The sequence below is a fragment of the Pontibacter arcticus genome, from assembly GCF_003284895.1.
Lineage (GTDB): Bacteria > Bacteroidota > Bacteroidia > Cytophagales > Hymenobacteraceae > Pontibacter > Pontibacter arcticus.
The window spans coordinates 903177-919478 of the sequence record NZ_QMDV01000001.1; the positions used below are offsets into that span (position 1 = coordinate 903177).

Annotated in this window: 17 protein-coding genes; 6 read left to right on the top strand and 11 right to left on the bottom strand. The window is 45.8% G+C overall.

Annotation, left to right across the window (positions count from 1 at the left end; all coding sequences use genetic code 11):
• Nucleotides 1–82: 82 nt before the first annotated feature.
• The 11 genes from DP923_RS04050 to pdhA all read right to left on the bottom strand — a co-directional run bounded on the left by DP923_RS04050 (nt 83) and on the right by pdhA (nt 11696).
• On the bottom strand, nt 83–2194 hold the full coding sequence (locus DP923_RS04050) for a peptidylprolyl isomerase (RefSeq protein ID WP_112304503.1): 2112 nt from the start codon (nt 2192–2194) through the stop codon (nt 83–85).
• A 63-nt stretch (nt 2195–2257) separates the two neighbouring features.
• Nucleotides 2258–3565: a hemolysin family protein gene (locus DP923_RS04055; protein WP_112304504.1), complete on the bottom strand. Its 1308-nt coding sequence runs from the start codon at nt 3563–3565 to the stop codon at nt 2258–2260.
• 18 nt (nt 3566–3583) lie between these two features.
• On the bottom strand, nt 3584–3754 hold the full coding sequence (locus DP923_RS16640; RefSeq protein WP_165838142.1) for a hypothetical protein: 171 nt from the start codon (nt 3752–3754) through the stop codon (nt 3584–3586).
• Nucleotides 3754–4290, bottom strand: a complete 537-nt coding sequence (lptC, locus tag DP923_RS04060; protein WP_239020931.1) for an LPS export ABC transporter periplasmic protein LptC — start codon at nt 4288–4290, stop codon at nt 3754–3756. Before lptC ends, DP923_RS16640 begins: the two co-directional genes overlap by 1 nt.
• Before the next feature lie 142 nt (nt 4291–4432).
• Entirely contained in the window at nt 4433–5731 is a 1299-nt protein-coding gene (locus DP923_RS04065; protein ID WP_112304506.1) for an OmpP1/FadL family transporter, read from the bottom strand.
• Between the two features lie 318 nt (nt 5732–6049).
• Nucleotides 6050–7864 (bottom strand): pseudouridine synthase, encoded by a 1815-nt coding sequence (locus DP923_RS04075; RefSeq protein WP_112304508.1) that lies wholly within the window; start codon nt 7862–7864, stop codon nt 6050–6052.
• 86 nt (nt 7865–7950) lie between these two features.
• Nucleotides 7951–8511, bottom strand: coding sequence for an SMC-Scp complex subunit ScpB (scpB, locus tag DP923_RS04080; RefSeq protein ID WP_112304509.1), 561 nt, complete (start codon nt 8509–8511; stop codon nt 7951–7953).
• A 13-nt stretch (nt 8512–8524) separates the two neighbouring features.
• Nucleotides 8525–8914, bottom strand: coding sequence for a TraR/DksA family transcriptional regulator (locus DP923_RS04085; protein WP_112304510.1), 390 nt, complete (start codon nt 8912–8914; stop codon nt 8525–8527).
• A 277-nt stretch (nt 8915–9191) separates the two neighbouring features.
• Entirely contained in the window at nt 9192–9668 is a 477-nt protein-coding gene (ribH, locus tag DP923_RS04090) for a 6,7-dimethyl-8-ribityllumazine synthase (protein WP_112304511.1), read from the bottom strand.
• Nucleotides 9669–9818: 150 nt separating this feature from the next.
• The gene (locus tag DP923_RS04095) at nt 9819–10532 is read right to left on the bottom strand and encodes a tetratricopeptide repeat protein (RefSeq protein ID WP_112304512.1); all 714 of its coding nucleotides are present in this window, start codon (nt 10530–10532) and stop codon (nt 9819–9821) included.
• Between the two features lie 117 nt (nt 10533–10649).
• Nucleotides 10650–11696, bottom strand: coding sequence for a pyruvate dehydrogenase (acetyl-transferring) E1 component subunit alpha (gene pdhA / locus DP923_RS04100; RefSeq protein WP_112304513.1), 1047 nt, complete (start codon nt 11694–11696; stop codon nt 10650–10652).
• 127 nt (nt 11697–11823) lie between these two features.
• Here pdhA and recF point away from each other — a divergent pair, with 127 nt between their 5' ends.
• The 6 genes from recF (at nt 11824) to DP923_RS04130 (ending at nt 16294) form a co-directional block, all read left to right on the top strand.
• The gene (gene recF / locus DP923_RS04105; protein ID WP_112304514.1) at nt 11824–12930 is read left to right on the top strand and encodes a DNA replication/repair protein RecF; all 1107 of its coding nucleotides are present in this window, start codon (nt 11824–11826) and stop codon (nt 12928–12930) included.
• 44 nt (nt 12931–12974) lie between these two features.
• Nucleotides 12975–13346, top strand: coding sequence for an RNA-binding domain-containing protein (locus DP923_RS04110; protein ID WP_112304515.1), 372 nt, complete (start codon nt 12975–12977; stop codon nt 13344–13346).
• Between the two features lie 2 nt (nt 13347–13348).
• Nucleotides 13349–13750, top strand: coding sequence for a hypothetical protein (locus DP923_RS04115; protein ID WP_112304516.1), 402 nt, complete (start codon nt 13349–13351; stop codon nt 13748–13750).
• A 71-nt stretch (nt 13751–13821) separates the two neighbouring features.
• A complete protein-coding gene (locus DP923_RS04120) occupies nt 13822–14145 on the top strand; it encodes a DUF721 domain-containing protein (protein WP_112304517.1) in 324 nt (107 codons plus the stop codon).
• A gap of 110 nt (nt 14146–14255) precedes the next feature.
• Nucleotides 14256–14810, top strand: coding sequence for an acyl-CoA thioesterase (locus tag DP923_RS04125; protein WP_112304518.1), 555 nt, complete (start codon nt 14256–14258; stop codon nt 14808–14810).
• A 101-nt stretch (nt 14811–14911) separates the two neighbouring features.
• Entirely contained in the window at nt 14912–16294 is a 1383-nt protein-coding gene (locus DP923_RS04130) for a M20/M25/M40 family metallo-hydrolase (protein WP_112304519.1), read from the top strand.
• Nucleotides 16295–16302: the final 8 nt, after the last annotated feature.

Genomic DNA, 16302 nt, shown 5'->3' on the forward strand with positions numbered 1-16302 from the left:
CTTTACAAAGGTGCCTTTATAAACCAGAAGCGCCACTCTGGTTAGGGAGTGGCGCTTCTGGTTTATACGTGGTGAGTTTTACTTAAAAGAACTTCACACGGTTATCTTTGATATCAGCTTTTGCTTTGATGGCTTCGAAAGCGTTGTTCTCCGTTTTGGAAGCGCGTGTAGTCAGCATCTGCTCTTTTATACTTTTCAGGTCGCTGGTTACAGGTGCTTTGTTCAGACTCGTAAGCTCTACAACCGTAACACCGCTCTGTCCTTCGAAAGGTGCCGTGCGTGCTCCTGGCTTTAAACCAAACGCTTTACCTACTGCAACCGGCTCCATGCCTACACCCGGAATTACGCCTGATGCTAACGTTACGTTATCAGCTGTTCTGATGATCGCATCCGGGCCATACTTGGCAGCCATCTGCTCTAATGAGCCTGATGCGCCTTTCAGCTTCTGGATGATTTGCTCCGCTTTGATTTCGTTGCGAACAGCAGCTGTCAGTTCTTCTTTGTTATCCTCTATTGTAGCATAGCCTTTTTCGCGCTTGCCGGTAAGTACCGCAACTACAAACTGATTATCGATCTCGAACACAGGAGATACACTTCCTACGTCGGTATCTTTTGCATAAGCCCAGCGCACCAGTTCACGGGCGTTGTTCAGGTTATTTACCAGGATGTTGTTTTTGCCAATGTTTTTTGCTTCTTCTTTTGCAAGTGATTTGTTTTTAGCAACTGCCGCTTTAAACTCTTCCAGGTTACCGCTTGTACCAGAAAGCTCATCTGCTACGCTGTAAGCAGCATCACGCGTTGATTCGCTGGCTTCTACGGCACGTTGCACAGCAGCAATCTTATAGCTTTTCTTGGTCTTAGGCGCTGTAATTTTTACGATATGGAAACCATACTCTGTCTCTACTAAATTTGGCAATAAACCCGTAGAAGCTGCACCAAAAATTGCTTTATCAAAGGAAGCTACCATCTGGCCTTCTTTGAACCAGCCCAGGTCGCCACCTACAGAGGCTGTTCCGTCTGAGCCGTGCTGTGTTGCCAGCTGGGCGAAATCTGCACCGCCTTTAATTTGCGCTAAAATACCTTCTGCTTTCGCTTTGGCAGTGGCTTTTGCTTCCGGCGTGTCGTTTTCAGGCTTGATCAGGATGTGGCTGGCACGTGCTGCGCTGGCACCATCTTCTTTCACATCAATTACTTTGTATAAAGCAACTGCGCCGTTTTCGGTATACGGGCCGTATACTTTGCCTTCTTCTAACGGCATCATACCACGAAGCCTCTCCGGCACCTCGCCCGGTGTGCTGTAAGAACCGTTATAAGGAGCATCAGAGTTGGCGTTTACAAAAGCAGAATCGTTGGTTGCGCTGGCAAATTGCTTGGCAAGCGTAGCCGTTTCCTGCTGGTAATAGGTGCTGTCTTCTTTAGAAGCACTTACCGGAATGGTAACATACTCTATTGAGCGGCCTTCTTCTACTTTGTATAGCTCCTTGTTTTTCTCAAGGTAATCTTTCAGTTGTGCATCCGTTACTTTTATCGCCGAATCAGCAAGAGTAAAGTATGGCACGTATAAAACTTTCATGCTGGCTGTTGCATTTTGCGCATCGTAAAAGCTCTTTGCCTCAGCAGTAGTTACATAAGTTGATTTGTTGAGCAGGTTCGCATACTTGGATTGTACACGTGCCGTCAGGATGCCTTGCTCAAAGTTAGTCCACATCGGACGCGCTTCCGGGCCCATCTGGTCTAAGTTCTGCAGGTACTGCAATACCTGGTTACGATCGAACTGGCCAGTTTGCGGGTTAGTGAAAGCCTGCTGCACGGCCGGGTGGATGTTGTTACCCTGTACCATGTCTGCCAATTCTTCGTCTGTTACTTTTATACCTAAACGGTCATACTCCTTTTGTAAGGCGATCTGGATGATCAGCTGGTTCCAGGCCTGCTCCCGGATCATAGCCATTTCGCTTTCGTTGGCGGCACGGCCGATCTGGTTTTCATAATTAGATTTTGCCTGCTGAAATACAGCATCAAACTCCTGGTAATCTACCTCTTCGCCGGCTATTTCGCCTACTATGTTTGCATCGTTGCCCAGAAGTTTGGAGTTAGGCCCAATCAAGTCACCGCCTACGATAAATACGCCAAGGCCTATAGCAATAACGCCTACTGCCCAACCAGACTTCTCTCTAATCTTATTAATTAATGCCATTCTTCGTTAAACTTATAAAAGGATTGTGCAAAATACGGTTAATCGCGCAAAAATTCAAAATTTTTATATTTCTGTTTTAAGACTGTCATCTACCTGAGAATCTGCCTTTTTAAGTAATTTTACTGCATCGATGCGGTTTTCATCCATTATGATCACCTCAATAATGTAAGGCGGTACTTCCACCTGGTCGCCGGGAAGCGGAATTTCGCCGAAAGCCGACAGAAAAAGGCCACCCAAGGTTTCATAATCGCCTTCAGGCAAACCCAGGCCATACTTTGCGTTCAGGTAATCTATTTCGTGGCGGGCACTAAATAAATAAATGCCTTGCTCAGGAATTACTTTTTCGAGCAACGCCTCGTCCAGATCATACTCATCTTCTATCTCCCCGAAAATTTCTTCTACCACATCTTCTACCGTTACAATGCCGGATGTGCCGCCAAACTCATCTACCACCACAGCCACGCTCCGGTGCTCCGATACAAATTTCACGAACAGCTCACTGGCCAGCATACTTTCGGGCACCAGGCTCACCGGCGATAAGATCTCGTTTATACTTTGCGGCTGCTTAAACATAGCCAACTGGTGGCAGTAGCCAATGATGTTATCAATCGAATCCTGATAAACAAGTATTTTAGAGTGGCCTGTTTCGGTGAATGCCGCACGCAGCGAGTCAATGGATTCATGTACTTCCACGGCTTCTACCTCCATGCGGGGCACCATGCAGTCGCGTACTTTTACAGTCCGGAACTCAAGTACTTTGTTAAATATCAGTTCGTCTACTTCGGGGGTTGCTTCCTGCTCGGGGTGGTAAAGGCGGTTGTTGAGGCTGGTATCCAGGTCGGCGGCAAGTATGGTTTGGTCGGCAAAATCGAGGCGAAAAACCTTTTGCCCCAGCCATCGGCTGCACTTCTCTATTAACCACACTACCGGGAAAAGCAGGTAATAAAAAATCAGTATCGGGATGGCAAGCAAGGCCAGCACGCGGTTGGGGTTAATGGCAAAAAAGCTGCGAGGCAAAAAATCGGCGGTAAAAAGTACGATCAGCCCCGCTATTACCATCTGAATGATTAGGGAAAGCGCATGCGATTGCAGGTATGCGGGCAAGTATAAACCCAGCAACGTATGAAGCAGGGCGGCTATCCCGAAAACGTATAACACCAAAGCCAAGGTGCGGCCAACAAGTGTGGTACTGAACAGGTGTGCCGGCCGTTCCAATAAATGACCGATGATCCGGCCTGACAGGATGCCATTTTTCTCGCTCAGCTCTATCTGAATTTTGTTTGCTGCCATAAAGGCCATCTCAATGCCGGCAAAAAAAACGGACAGCATAAGCCCTGCAAAAAGCAGCAGAAAATGACTGGGGTCTATCATTATAAGTAATTGGCCTGTTTAAGCATCTTTCTTCTTGCGGTATTTATAAAGCGCGTATAAAATAACAGCGATCATAAAAATCCAGTAATTACCGGCAATGTCCTGTTCTTCTATACTTCGGTGAATCCCGATGACGATTGTAACAAATGCCAGTGATAATAGAATGGTATTGAGAAGCTTATGGTTCATTATTCTTTGATGCTGAAGTTACCGGTTACCCTTTTCAAGCTGTATTCCGAAAAATCCTGTTTGGCGCGCAGCCCTTCGCCGGTTATTACTTCTTCGGGCGTCACTACAGTTACAAACTTATCGGTATAGATCTGTGCTTTGCTTTTATCCCAGAAAAGCTCTTCGGTTTTAAGGGTTTCTTTTTTCTGGATGTTGCTTACAATCACGTTGCCGCGCACCATATACACATCCTTGTTTCTATCTTGCTTGCCGTAGTTGGCTTTAATGGTAGTGGTCAGTTGGCCGGGTTCGCCGTAAAACTCCAGGTATAAGCCATCCGGAAAAACACCGTCTCCATTTTCAAATTCCTGCTGCACGGGGGCCGTCAGCTTTATCTGTAACCTGGCCGAATCGCTGAACAAGGTAAGCGCATCTTTATTTTCGATGATTGGCCCTGTGTAGGCTTCTTCCTTAGCTGGGTCTTTCAGGTTATCGTTACAGCCAAGAACCATACTTGCACTACTTATTATAAGTCCGAAAAGCCAGAATTTACGCATGAGCTACTATAACTGTGTAAAGTGAAGATACGAATTTATACTTTAATACGGGCAGGCAAGTATACCTGCTGTATGGCGCAATAAAAGAGGCCGCTCCAGGAACGGCCTCTTTGTAAAGGTTATTTATACTTTGCAGCTAAGCTTAGTCGATTCTGCGTTTCACGAACCAACGGCTGTTTATAGTAAAGCCTATATTAAACTTAAAATAATCTTCTGCAATCAGGCCGTTATCTGTTGTGCCACGGTGCCCATAACCGATCGAAGCGTTTAACTGGTACAGATCATAAATAGTAGAACGGCCTATCGGGAAGCTGAAGCCTGCCGTAACGCCTTTATCTTTTATCTGCTCACCGTTTAATTTATAAGGTGTATTGCCCAGGTAAACACCGCCGCGGTACGTTACGCGCTTGAAATAGCTATTTACTGAGTTTGCATCCGGCGTCCATTCCGCTCCTACCGATACTTTGTAACTATCAGCCAGCTCGGTTTCGTTGCCTCTGTTAAAGTTCTCGAACTTAGACCACTGTTGCATGGCCACATCAGCAGCCACCGTTAAGTTAGAGCCGTTATCCAGACTGATACCTGCCTGCCAGCTTGCCGGTAGCGTTACGTTTCCTTTCAGCGTATCCGGCATAATGTTCTCATCCTTGATATCGTCGTAAATAGTGCGGCGCTCATAAGAAGAAGTGCGTTTGCCGTTAAGCTCTGTTCCGAACGTATAAACACCGCCGGCGCTCATGTTCAGTTTTTCTTTCAGCTCTTTTCTATAGTTGATACCAGCCTTAAAAAGCAGATCGCTGTAACGGGTACGCTCGCTGTAAACAACACGCTCCAGGTTAAGGCCCGAAAGATCTGTATCCTGTACCAGCGATGAAGATTCTTTTGTAATGGTACCAAACAGGTAAGAAGCGCTTGCCCCTACTGTTAAGCCTGGTGTTATCCTGATACCATGTGCGAAATTAAGCTCTGATATGCCGCCTTCACCCTCATATTGCTTTTGCACGATTACACTGGGGCGGCCCCCAATAGCGCCATTATCAGTTATCTGGTAATCTACGGCACTGAAAGGGCGCAGCGTAAGACCAGAGCTCCAGCGTTTAGAAACAGGAACTACCAGCGTAACATTTGCCAGGTTTGCATCGCCATCGCGTTGCGACTGGTTTGCATTCTTGATCGTTTTTACCTGCCCCCTGATACCAATATCGAAAAGCGTGATGCTGTTATAGTATAAAAGAGCCGGGTTAGCTGTATTTGCCTGGTAGCTGTTACCTGCACTAATGCCTGCTCCTGCCATTCCTGCATTGCGTATACTTCCGGTGTTGTCATTTATCTCTCCTAAACCATAACGTGAGTAAGGGGAGTTACCAATATTTTGTGCTGCAGCCTCGTGGGTCAGGCACAGCAGGGCAAAGCCAATCAGTGCTCGGAATGTTTTATGCATTATAAAGTATATTCTATGAAGCCTGATGAAGTATAATTCAGGAAGTACAAAGATGCGTCCTTTTAAGTTACTTTCAAAAAATACAGCCTTTTCTCGGCAAAGTATACGCCGCAGCCTGTTAAATTTTACACCAAAGTATAAATCACAAACTCTTCAGGCTGATTTTGCACTACTAACGTGCTGTTTTCCTCTAAAGTATAAAGCTTTCAAAATCTTATACCCGGGGTTTTATACTTTAATAAAAGGCAAAACCGGTTGCCGCTGCGTTACACAGAAACAACCGGTTTTTAAAGTATAAACTCAGGCATTAACCTACGCTTACATAAAGTATTTCAGACGGATAACTTCTTTCTCTGTCAGGTAGCGCCAGTTGCTGCGTGGCAGATCTTTTTTGGTAAGCGTTGCATACTGTACTCTGTCCAGGCTCACCACATCGTAACCCAGGTGCTCGAAAATACGACGCACAATACGGTTACGCCCGATGTGGATCTCAATTCCTACAAACTTGTTGGATTCGCCTAAAAGCGCCACGTCATCTACATCCGCTTTGCCATCTTCCAGCTCAAGGCCTTCGGCAATCTGGCGGAAATGGTCTTTTGTGAGCGGCTTATCCAACTCTACCTGGTATATTTTTTTTACGTTGTTTGATGGGTGCGTCAGCTTCTGGGCCATTTCGCCATCATTTGTAAATAATAATAAGCCTGTTGTGTTACGGTCTAAGCGGCCAACCGGGAAAATTCGTTCAGTAGAAGCATTTTCTACCAAACTCATTACCGTTTTTCTGCCTTCCGGATCATCTGTTGTCGTGATAAAGTCTTTCGGCTTGTTCAGCAACACATAAACCATTTTCTCGCGGCTTAGTACCTGCTTGCCATACATTACCGTATCGCCTGGGTTTACTTTGTAACCCATTTCAGTTACTACTTCGCCATTCACTTTTATTTCTCCCGATTCGATCAGCACATCGGCTTCACGGCGCGAGCAAACACCTGCATTGGCAATGTAACGGTTCAAACGAAGAGTGCCATCATCTTCTTGTTTGATGTTTGTTTTTTTGATGCGCGGGTTATCGTTGTAACGGCTCAGGTTATAGTTTGGCGTCTCTGGCTTGTCTGCTCCATCTTTAGAACGACGGTCCGAGTTGCTGAACTTGTTTTCTCTGCGCTCTGGACGGAATGTTTTTTTATCGCCAAACTCACGCTTCTCGCCAAAAGATCTGCGCTCGCCACCTTCGCGGTTTTCGCGGTTATACGGGCGGTCGTTGCTTCTTCTGTCGTCTCTGCGATCTGCGTTAAACGAATTCCGTTCGCCGCTTTCTCTGCGATCTCCGCCAAAAGAGCGTTTTTCGCCTCCTTCGCGTCTATCGGAGTTGTACGGGCGTTTTCCGCCGCCTTCATTTCTGTCTGAGTTGAAAGAACGGCGTTCACTACCTTCTCTGTTGCGGTCTGAGTTGAAAGAACGGCGTTCGCCGGTTTCTTCGCGTCGGTCTCCGCCAAATGAGCGGCGCTCACCTGAGTCGCGACGATCCGAATTAAAAGGCTTTCTTTCGCCGTCTTCGCGTCTTGGAGTAAAGCTGCGTTTTTCGCCACCTTCTCTGCGGTCGCCGTCAAAAGAACGTCTTTCGCCTCCTTCGCGGCGGTCATTTCCGAACGAGCGCTTTTCGCCACCCTCTCTTCTATCACCACCAAACGATCTGCGCTCACCACCTTCTCTTCTATCGTTTCCGAAAGAGCGTCTTTCACCACCTTCCGTACGGCTTCCGAATGAGCTGCGGTCGTCGCCTTCTCTGCGATCTCCACCAAATGGCTTGCGGTCGTTGTTAAAGCTGCGTCTTTCTCCGCCTTCGCGTCTGTCTCCACCGAAAGAACGCTTCTCGCTTCCTTCTCTTCTATCTGAATTATATGGGCGGCGCTCGCCACCTTCTCTGCGGTCTCCGCCAAAGCTGCGTCTTTCGTTGCTGCCTTCACGTCGGTCACCTCCAAATGAGCGGCGCTCACCTGAATCACCTTTATCTCTTCTGTTAAACACTTTTTTACCGTCGCGGTCTGTGTTTGGTCTGCCAGTATTTCTGTCAGAATCTCTTCTGCCTTCGCCCGCGTTGCCGCGTGCAGGTCTTTCGTTTTCTATTGCCATTGTCATTAATTTAACGATGCAGTATCGCTACTGTACCTAACGTGCACTATAAGTGATTTTTATACTTTGAAACCGGCTTGCGCAGGTTAATCGGCTATTTCGCCTATCGAATTTTCTTCGGTGGCAAAATCTTTTAGCTGTGGGAGGTCTTTGATGTGGTTGATGCCGAAATAATCCATAAACTTTTGAGACGTGCCGTACAGTACGGGTCTGCCTATGGTTTCAGCTTTACCTTTTATTTCGATCAGTTCTTTTTCTAAAAGTTTGTGGATGGCGTAATCGCAGCCAACCCCGCGTATCTGCTCTACAGCCGATCGGGTGATCGGCTGTTTGTAAGCAATAATGGCCAGCGTCTCTAGGGCAGACGCTGATAGTTTTTTCTTTGATTTCTGTTTGAGGTAGGTGCTCACTGTACCCTGGTATTCAGGTTTGGTCAGGAACTGGTACCCGCCCCCAATGGCGTATATCTGAAACGAAAAACCCGTTTCGCTTAGCTGGCTGTTTATACTTTCTATACTTTCCAGCACATCACTAACGAGTACTTCCAGCCCAAGTGCCTCTTGCAGGCACCGCTGTATTTCCTCTATGCTGACAGGCGACTGCGCACAAAATACGAGCGCCTGGATATGGGTATGCAGAATATTCAAGGAGTAATAAGTACTAGTCTTTGCGCTGCAGTTTTGCTTCGATGGTATGTTGTGTGTGCGGCACGGCGCGTAATCTTTCTTTCGGGATTAGCTTACCGGTTACAATACAAACACCATAGGTACCGTTTTTAATGCGGATCAGGGCATTTTCCAGCTGCTGGATAAACTTCATCTGGCGTGAGGCCAACTGGTTCAGGCTTTCTTTTTCAGCAGTATCTGCGCCATCTTCCAATACTTTAGAAGGAGATGCCGTGTTATCGGTACCTGAATCGTTGCGGCGGCTCAGTGTTTCCTTAATAAACGTTACTTCTTTGCGTGCATTGGTTAGCTTTTCAAGAATGATGTTCTCAAACTCAGCTAATTCTTCCTGTGAGTAACGCTGTCTTTCTTCGTTTGTGCTCATTTTATAGTTTTAGAACTGTAATAACGCCTGTTTAGGATATTTACCAATGGCTTACCATTCCGTTCTGATGCAGTAACAGTACCAATTGATATTAAGTTTATTTAGCGCATTTTTCCTTTAGCTCGGCTCTTGCCTAATAGATTAGGTAGCCTGATTCTGAAGAAAATTTGTGCAAAAATAATAGTAAAATTTATACTTTACTATTATGGTTGTTAATTAAAGATTAATTTATACTTGTTCTAACAAGCTTAACTGCCTGATGTTTACTTTGCAACCGTTAAAAGCTAAGCATGTGGATGGCAGCGGCAGCAGCTTCCACACCTTTATTGCCGTGCTTCCCGCCTGCTCTGTCCAGGGCTTGCTGCATATCATTGGTGGTTACAAGCCCAAAAGAGACAGGCTTGTTATACTTTAACGATACCGTTGTTAAGCCTTGCGCTACGGCATGGTTTATATAATCATCGTGTTTTGTATCGCCTTTTATAACCACGCCAATACAGATCACGGCATCTATCTCTTCCTGCTGTGCCAGAAACTGTGCGCCTAAGGTTAGTTCGTAGCTGCCAGGTACGGTGTTGCGGTAAATGTTTTCTTTTTTAGCGCCATGCTGCAGCAGGGTATCAATAGCGCCCTGGCAAAGCACATCCGTTATTTCGTGGTGCCAGTCGGCTACGATGATGCCAAAATGCTTTTCAGAGATATCTCCGAAAGTGTCTTTTTTATACTCGTTCAGGTTTTTTAATGCGGTGGCCATAGGGTAATGGGCTAATTTTTAAGGTGATCATGTACTGCTTAGCAAGCAAACTAGGTATTTAGTGCCTGCAAAGTTCTATCAAACTAAAAAAGAAGCGCTTTTACCGGGAAGGCAAAAGCGCTTTATACGTAACTTTTGTTAGGTAACTTCTTAGTTAGCTGTACCGGCAAGTGATTCGGCACGGGCTTTATACTTCTTGGCATCATTTACTTCGGCAGCGGCAGCGTAATTTTCTACAATCCTATTGTATACTTCGGCTGCTGCTTTGTAATCGTTGCTGGCTTCGTAGGCAATACCCGCTTTTAACAGGTACTGTGGCGAGAAGAATTCGTTGGCGTTATGGTCGGCTGCTTTTACATATTGAGCCGCAGCTTCATTGTTTTTGCCTTGCTCAGATAAAGCATCTCCTACCAGGCTGTAAGCACGCGCCTGTAACAGGTAATCATCCGAATCAAATTTCTCGAGACGCGCCTGGGCTTCTGCAAATTTTCCTTCTTTCAGGAGCGCAACGCCAGCGTAGAAGTTAGCCAGATTACCTGCTTCTGTTCCCGAGTATTCATCTGCAATCTTCAGCATACCATCATACTGGCCATCGCCGTTAAGAGCTTTGCTCATAGAGTCGGCTTCGAAATGGTAAACAGCCTGAAACATAGCTTCCTGAGCTTCCTGATTTTGCGTGCTGCGGTAATTATAATATAGGAAAGCACCTACTACCACAGCAGCAATTGCTACAAAAATACCGATCAGTGTCGTTTTGTTTTTCTTAACAAAGTCTTCTGACCCTGCAAAACGGTCTGCAAGTGCATCCGGGTTTTCAACAAGCTCTTCAAACTCACTGTGTTTCTTAACTGTCTCTTTTGCCATTAGTTTAATGCGAAGTATAATTTCAAAATTAAAAATTAAAAATGATTCGAGCTAATACTAGCAACCTGTAAACAATCAATTTCTAATATTTAATTCCAGATTTCTGATTTTTATGTATTAATCCATTATGTAAGGATAATCTTTCTCTACATAAATATCAGTGTAGAGCTCAGATGCATCCGGATAAGGGGATTCTTCGGCAAAAGTTACAGATTCGGCTACCTGCTGTTTTATTTTCTCGTCGATTTGCTCCAGTTCTTCTTCTGTAGCCCAGCCTTGCTTTAAGATCGTAGCTTTTACTGCTTCTATAGAGTCACGGCCTTTGTAATCTTCCAGTTCTTCTTTTGTTCTGTACTTAGCCGGGTCCGACATGGAGTGGCCTTTGTAACGGTATGTTCTGAACTCAAGCAAGGTTGGCCCTTCGCCGGCGCGGGCACGCTCAGCGGCTTCTGCCACGGCGTTGTGTACGTTCTCTACGCTCATTGCCTCTACCGGGAAAGAGGGCATGCTGAAGGCAGCACCCAGCTGGTATAGCTCTGTTACATTAGACGTACGCGTTACTGAAGTACCCATCGCATAACCATTGTTCTCGATCACGAAGATAACCGGTAGTTTCCAGGTCATGGCCATGTTCAAGGCCTCATGGAAAGCACCCTGGCGCACAGCACCGTCGCCCATGTAGCAAATGCACAGGTTACCTGTTTTATTATACTTTTCAGCGAAGGCAATACCAGCACCCATCGGCACTTGTGCTCCTACAATGCCGTGGCCGCCCATAAAGTTTACTTCTTTATCGAACATGTGCATCGAGCCGCCTTTGCCTTTAGAGCAACCGGTAATCTTTGCAAACATTTCGGCCATGATAGCATTCGGGCTGGTGCCCAGTGCCAGCGGATGTGCGTGGTCGCGGTAAGCCGTTATCCATTTATCATCTTTGGTAAGCGCAGAAGCAGCTCCGGCCACACAGGCTTCCTGGCCAATATACAGGTGGCAGAAACCTTTTATTTTTTGCTGTCCGTATAACTGACCTGCTTTCTCCTCAAATCGGCGCATCAGTTTCATCGACTCATACCATTGCATGTAGGTTTCCTTTGGAAACGATGGATCAGCCTGTACCTTTGCTTTTGCCGGCTTCGCTTTTGCCTTATCTTTCGTATCAGCCATGAGTAGTTAAGTATTCGTTGTTTTATCTGTTATTCGTTCCGGAGAAAATTACCGGCCCGCACGACAGTTCTGGCGCTAACAGATTTAGCTTGCGAAATTAAGCAAAAAGATAACAAAGTAGAAAAGAATGCTCCTCGAAAATCTAAGTTTACTGTTTTTCAAGAACTACGAAGAAGCTTCGCTCTCTTTTTCGGAGCATATTAATTGCTTTATCGGCGATAACGGAAGTGGTAAAACAAACCTGCTGGATGCCATCCATTACCTTTCACTGACTAAAAGTGCGTTTCCCGGCACCGACCTGCAAAGTATAAAACAGGAGGCCGATTTTTTTATGGTGAAAGGCCGTTTCAGCATCGAAACGGAAAAACATACAGTGCAGGTAAGCTTAAAACAAGGCCAGAAAAAAACGGTAACGCACAACAAAGCGCTTTATGATAAAATGAGCGACCACATCGGGCGTTTCCCGGTGGTGCTGATCTCACCTTACGATACCGACCTGATCCGGGAAGGAAGCGAGGAACGCCGCAAATACTTTGATAGCCTGATCTCGCAGCTTAACCATACTTACCTAGAGCAGCTTATTCAGTATAATTATATCCTGAAGCAACGCAACTCGCTGCTAAAGCAATTTGCCGAGCGCCATACATTTGACCGCGACTACCTGCACATCCTGAACGAGCAACTGGTACCACTTGGCGAGCAGCTGGCGCAGGAACGGCAGGCTTTTCTGGCGGAGTTCGTGCCTGTTTTCCAGAAGCACTACCACCACATTTCCGATAGCTCCGAAACTGTAAGCCTGACCTATAAAGGGCAGCTGGCAGAAGCCGATTTTGCAAAGCAATTGTTGCAAGCCGAACGAAAAGACCTGGCTTTGCAGCGCACGACGGTAGGGCCGCATAAAGATGATTTTATTTTCCTGATGGATGGCAACCCCGTGAAAAACTTCGGCTCGCAGGGGCAACAGAAAAGCTTTGTAATTGCCCTGAAACTGGCGCACTTCGAAGTGATGGTAGACCGCCAGCACCACAAACCGCTTTTGCTTTTAGATGATATCTTCGACCGACTGGATGAGAAACGCATTACCAAACTCATGCAAATGGTAGCCGCTCATACTTTCGGACAGATATTTTTAACTGATACTCATTTGGATAGAACCGATAAAATTCTGGAAGGCCTTTCGGAAAGCATCCATAGGTTTGAAGTAAAAGAAGGGAATGTGAAAGTGATTGTTTAAGGTCCAACTACGTTAATATTTTCTCACAGTCAGCAGTGATAACTATGAAAATCACATTCAAAGAAGAATTTGCAAAATTCCTCACAGAGCCTACAAGAGATAAATTCAAAAACGTTTTGAATGAAAATTTTGGAGAACAAAATAACTTTGACTTTAAGCAGGATTGGATTGAAGACTCTAAACTGAGTAAACATATACTCGCTATAGCTAATTCAGGTGGAGGGGCCATTATAATAGGGATTACTGAATCAAACGATGGTCTGCTTCCTACTGGCATATCTGAAATTTTAGATAAAGCTATTATTCACAAAAGGCTTCACAAGTATTTACCAGATGAATTAGAGTATGAAATAATTGATTTTCAATATAAAGGAAATGAATTTGGCATAATCGACAGAAAAAAATTCAAGTTATAATTGTGAATCAACAGGATAATTTTTTACCGTTCATCTCTAAAAAAGAAGGAAGTTCATTAAGGAAAAACGCAATATATTGCCGTCAAGGGACAAATAGTGAAGAAGCGTCTTACTATGAGTTACAGAAAATTATCAATAGAAGAATTAAAACCGAGTTTAACAATACTTCTGCTATTGAGTTATCAGAACACATTAGTCAACTAAAAGCTTTGTATGGTCAGCTATCGGAGCATCATTTTATAAACAGTCCTTTTGCAGGCTTAGCAGCAAGCTCAGGCATTGCAACTAATTTGATGGGCACAAAAGTACCTAACCCAAATTACCCTAAAGAGGGCTTTGAACCATTCATTTTAAAAATGATTGAAGAGAAGAAAACTATTATTGAAAGAGAATTAAAGAAATGACATTGCCATTTATGTGAAGCTATTCTACTGAAATTGATTCATAATTTACCATCATTTACAACAACCCACTCGTGCGCTATTACAAAAAGAAAGAGGAGATTGATAAACGCAAGGCGGCGATGCAGCCGATCGGGGATAGTATAAAAGCGCTGATCAAAGCGTACCGGCTCGAGGGCAAGTTAAGCGAAGTACACATCACCGAAAGCTGGGCCAAGATCATGGGCAAACCCATCGCCATGAAAACACAGGAATTATACTTTCGCGACCATAAACTGTTTGTACGCCTCACCTCTGCTCCGCTTAAACACGAACTAAACATGTCGAAAAGTAAAGTAATAGAGCTGCTTAACCGCGAAGTAGGCAACGAAGCCGTGCTGGATGTAGTGTTTTTGTAACGTATAAACCTGCTTTTATACGTTAACATTCAGCATTCTAAATAATTTTCTCAAAAATAAGAAGCCGGCTATTTAGCTTGTGTTGCGTATACTTGCCAAAACTATATTGTATGGCAACTATTAACTTCCGACCTGTCTCTTATTCCCGCGTTACCCTCACCGAGCTGATGATCCCGAGTTATGCCAACTTTGGCGGTAAGATACACGGTGGCATTCTACTTTCTTTGATGGATAAAGTGGCGTATGCCTGCGCCTCGAAGCATGCCGGCAATTACTGCGTTACGGTAACAGTGGATGGCGTACATTTTCTGCAACCCGTGGAGGTAGGCGATCTGGTTTCGCTACTGGCTTCTGTAAATTATGTGGGCAATACATCGCTGCTGGTGGGCATAAAAGTAATTGCCGAAAACGTAAAAACCGGCACCGTAAAGCATACCAACACGTCCTACTTTACCATGGTAGCCAAAGGAGACGACGAAAAACCCACCCAGGTACCCGGCCTCACGTTAGAAACCCGCGAAGATGCCCGCCGTTTCCTGGAAGCAATCCGGCGGCGCGACTTATCCAGACGTTACCAAGCCGAAATGGAAAACTCGAAAACCATACTTCAGGTAGAAGACGAATTATACTTACTGCAAAACGAACGCTGCCAGCTGGCTTTTTAACAGCACCGGCAAGTATAAATTTCTATCTCTGAGATGGAGCATAATGATTTTTAAGCGCTAGTGCTTATCTTACTCTCTCAACGCTATTCACCCTAACAAACATGACGCTAAATTTCCGCTTTCCCCGTTTCTTTAAACTGCTGTTCGTAGCCGGGGCTTTCTTAAGTATAAACACGCCAAGTATAGCCCAGGAAGCCATTCCGCAGAATGATGAGATCAGCAAAATGGTAAAGGAAGTATCCGCTAAAAACCTGGAAAGCCTGGTTAAAAAGATGGAAACCTTCGGCACGCGCCACTCGCTAAGCACCACTACCAGCAAAAAAGAAGGCATAGGCGCCGCCCGCGAATGGGTAAAGGCTGAATTTGAACAATATGCCAAAGCCTCCGGTGGCCGCATGACCGTAGAGATGGACCGCTACATTGTAAAAGCAGATGGCCGCCGCATACCGCAGGATACCGAAATGGCAAACCCGATGGCCATTCTGAAAGGCTCTGACCCCACCGACGACCGCGTTATTATTGTGGCAGGCCACCTCGACTCGCGCGTTACCGATGTAATGGATTTTAAAAGCAAAGCGCCGGGGGCGAACGATGATGCCTCCGGTGTTGCTATTGTCATGGAAATGGCCCGTATCATGGCCTCGCGGCAGTTTCCGGCTACCTTGGTGTTTGTCGCTTTCCAGGGCGAGGAACAAGGTTTGAAAGGCTCTACGCACTTAGCCGAGCGCGCCAAAAAGGAAAACTGGAACATTGTAGCTGTACTTAACAACGATATAATCGGCAATTCTTATTCTGCCGAAACCGGCCTGCACGACAATACCCGCGTTCGTGTTTTCAGCGAAGCCACACCATCCAACGAAACCGAAGCAGAAGCACGCCTGCGCCGCACTTTAGGCTCAGAAAACGATGGCCCCAGCCGCAACCTGGCCCGCTACCTGAAAATGGCCGGCGAAAAGTATGTAGACCAGATACAAGTGATGCTGGAGTACCGCCCTGACCGTTTCCTTCGTGGCGGCGACCACACACCGTTTAACCAGCAAGGCTACGCGGCTGTGCGCATGAGCGAGATGAACGAAGATTTTGACCACCAGCACCAGGACCTCCGCAAAGAAAACGGCAAACAGTATGGCGACCTGAGCGAGTTCATGGATTTTGAATACCTGCGCAAAAACACAGCCGTTAACCTGGCAACCATGGCAAGTCTGGGCCTGGCTCCGGCTGCCCCGCAAAAAGTAGCGGTACTTACCTCCGACCTTACCAACAAAACAGACCTGCAATGGGAAGCGCCTGCAAAAGGTAAAAAACCGGCTGGTTATCTTGTACTGATGCGCGAAACCAGCAGCCCGGTCTGGGAAAAGAAATTCTACGTAACAGATACAAAGGCTACACTTAACTACTCCAAAGACAATTACTTTTTTGCAGTGCAAAGTGTAGATGCCGGCGGGCACGCGAGCTTGCCTGTATTGCCAGTTCCTAAACGCTAATTTATACT

Coding starts and splice junctions, on each gene's coding strand:
- recF (WP_112304514.1), top strand. CDS start 11,824: ATGCTCCTCGAAAATCTAAGTTTACTGTTTTTCAAGAACTACGAAGAA.
- DP923_RS04125 (WP_112304518.1), top strand. CDS start 14,256: ATGGCAACTATTAACTTCCGACCTGTCTCTTATTCCCGCGTTACCCTC.
- DP923_RS04095 (WP_112304512.1), bottom strand. CDS start 10,532: ATGGCAAAAGAGACAGTTAAGAAACACAGTGAGTTTGAAGAGCTTGTT.
- DP923_RS04065 (WP_112304506.1), bottom strand. CDS start 5,731: ATGCATAAAACATTCCGAGCACTGATTGGCTTTGCCCTGCTGTGCCTG.
- DP923_RS04110 (WP_112304515.1), top strand. CDS start 12,975: ATGAAAATCACATTCAAAGAAGAATTTGCAAAATTCCTCACAGAGCCT.
- DP923_RS04085 (WP_112304510.1), bottom strand. CDS start 8,914: ATGAGCACAAACGAAGAAAGACAGCGTTACTCACAGGAAGAATTAGCT.
- DP923_RS16640 (WP_165838142.1), bottom strand. CDS start 3,754: ATGAACCATAAGCTTCTCAATACCATTCTATTATCACTGGCATTTGTT.
- DP923_RS04130 (WP_112304519.1), top strand. CDS start 14,912: ATGACGCTAAATTTCCGCTTTCCCCGTTTCTTTAAACTGCTGTTCGTA.
- lptC (WP_239020931.1), bottom strand. CDS start 4,290: ATGCGTAAATTCTGGCTTTTCGGACTTATAATAAGTAGTGCAAGTATG.
- DP923_RS04075 (WP_112304508.1), bottom strand. CDS start 7,864: ATGGCAATAGAAAACGAAAGACCTGCACGCGGCAACGCGGGCGAAGGC.
- ribH (WP_112304511.1), bottom strand. CDS start 9,668: ATGGCCACCGCATTAAAAAACCTGAACGAGTATAAAAAAGACACTTTC.
- DP923_RS04050 (WP_112304503.1), bottom strand. CDS start 2,194: ATGGCATTAATTAATAAGATTAGAGAGAAGTCTGGTTGGGCAGTAGGC.
- pdhA (WP_112304513.1), bottom strand. CDS start 11,696: ATGGCTGATACGAAAGATAAGGCAAAAGCGAAGCCGGCAAAAGCAAAG.
- DP923_RS04055 (WP_112304504.1), bottom strand. CDS start 3,565: ATGATAGACCCCAGTCATTTTCTGCTGCTTTTTGCAGGGCTTATGCTG.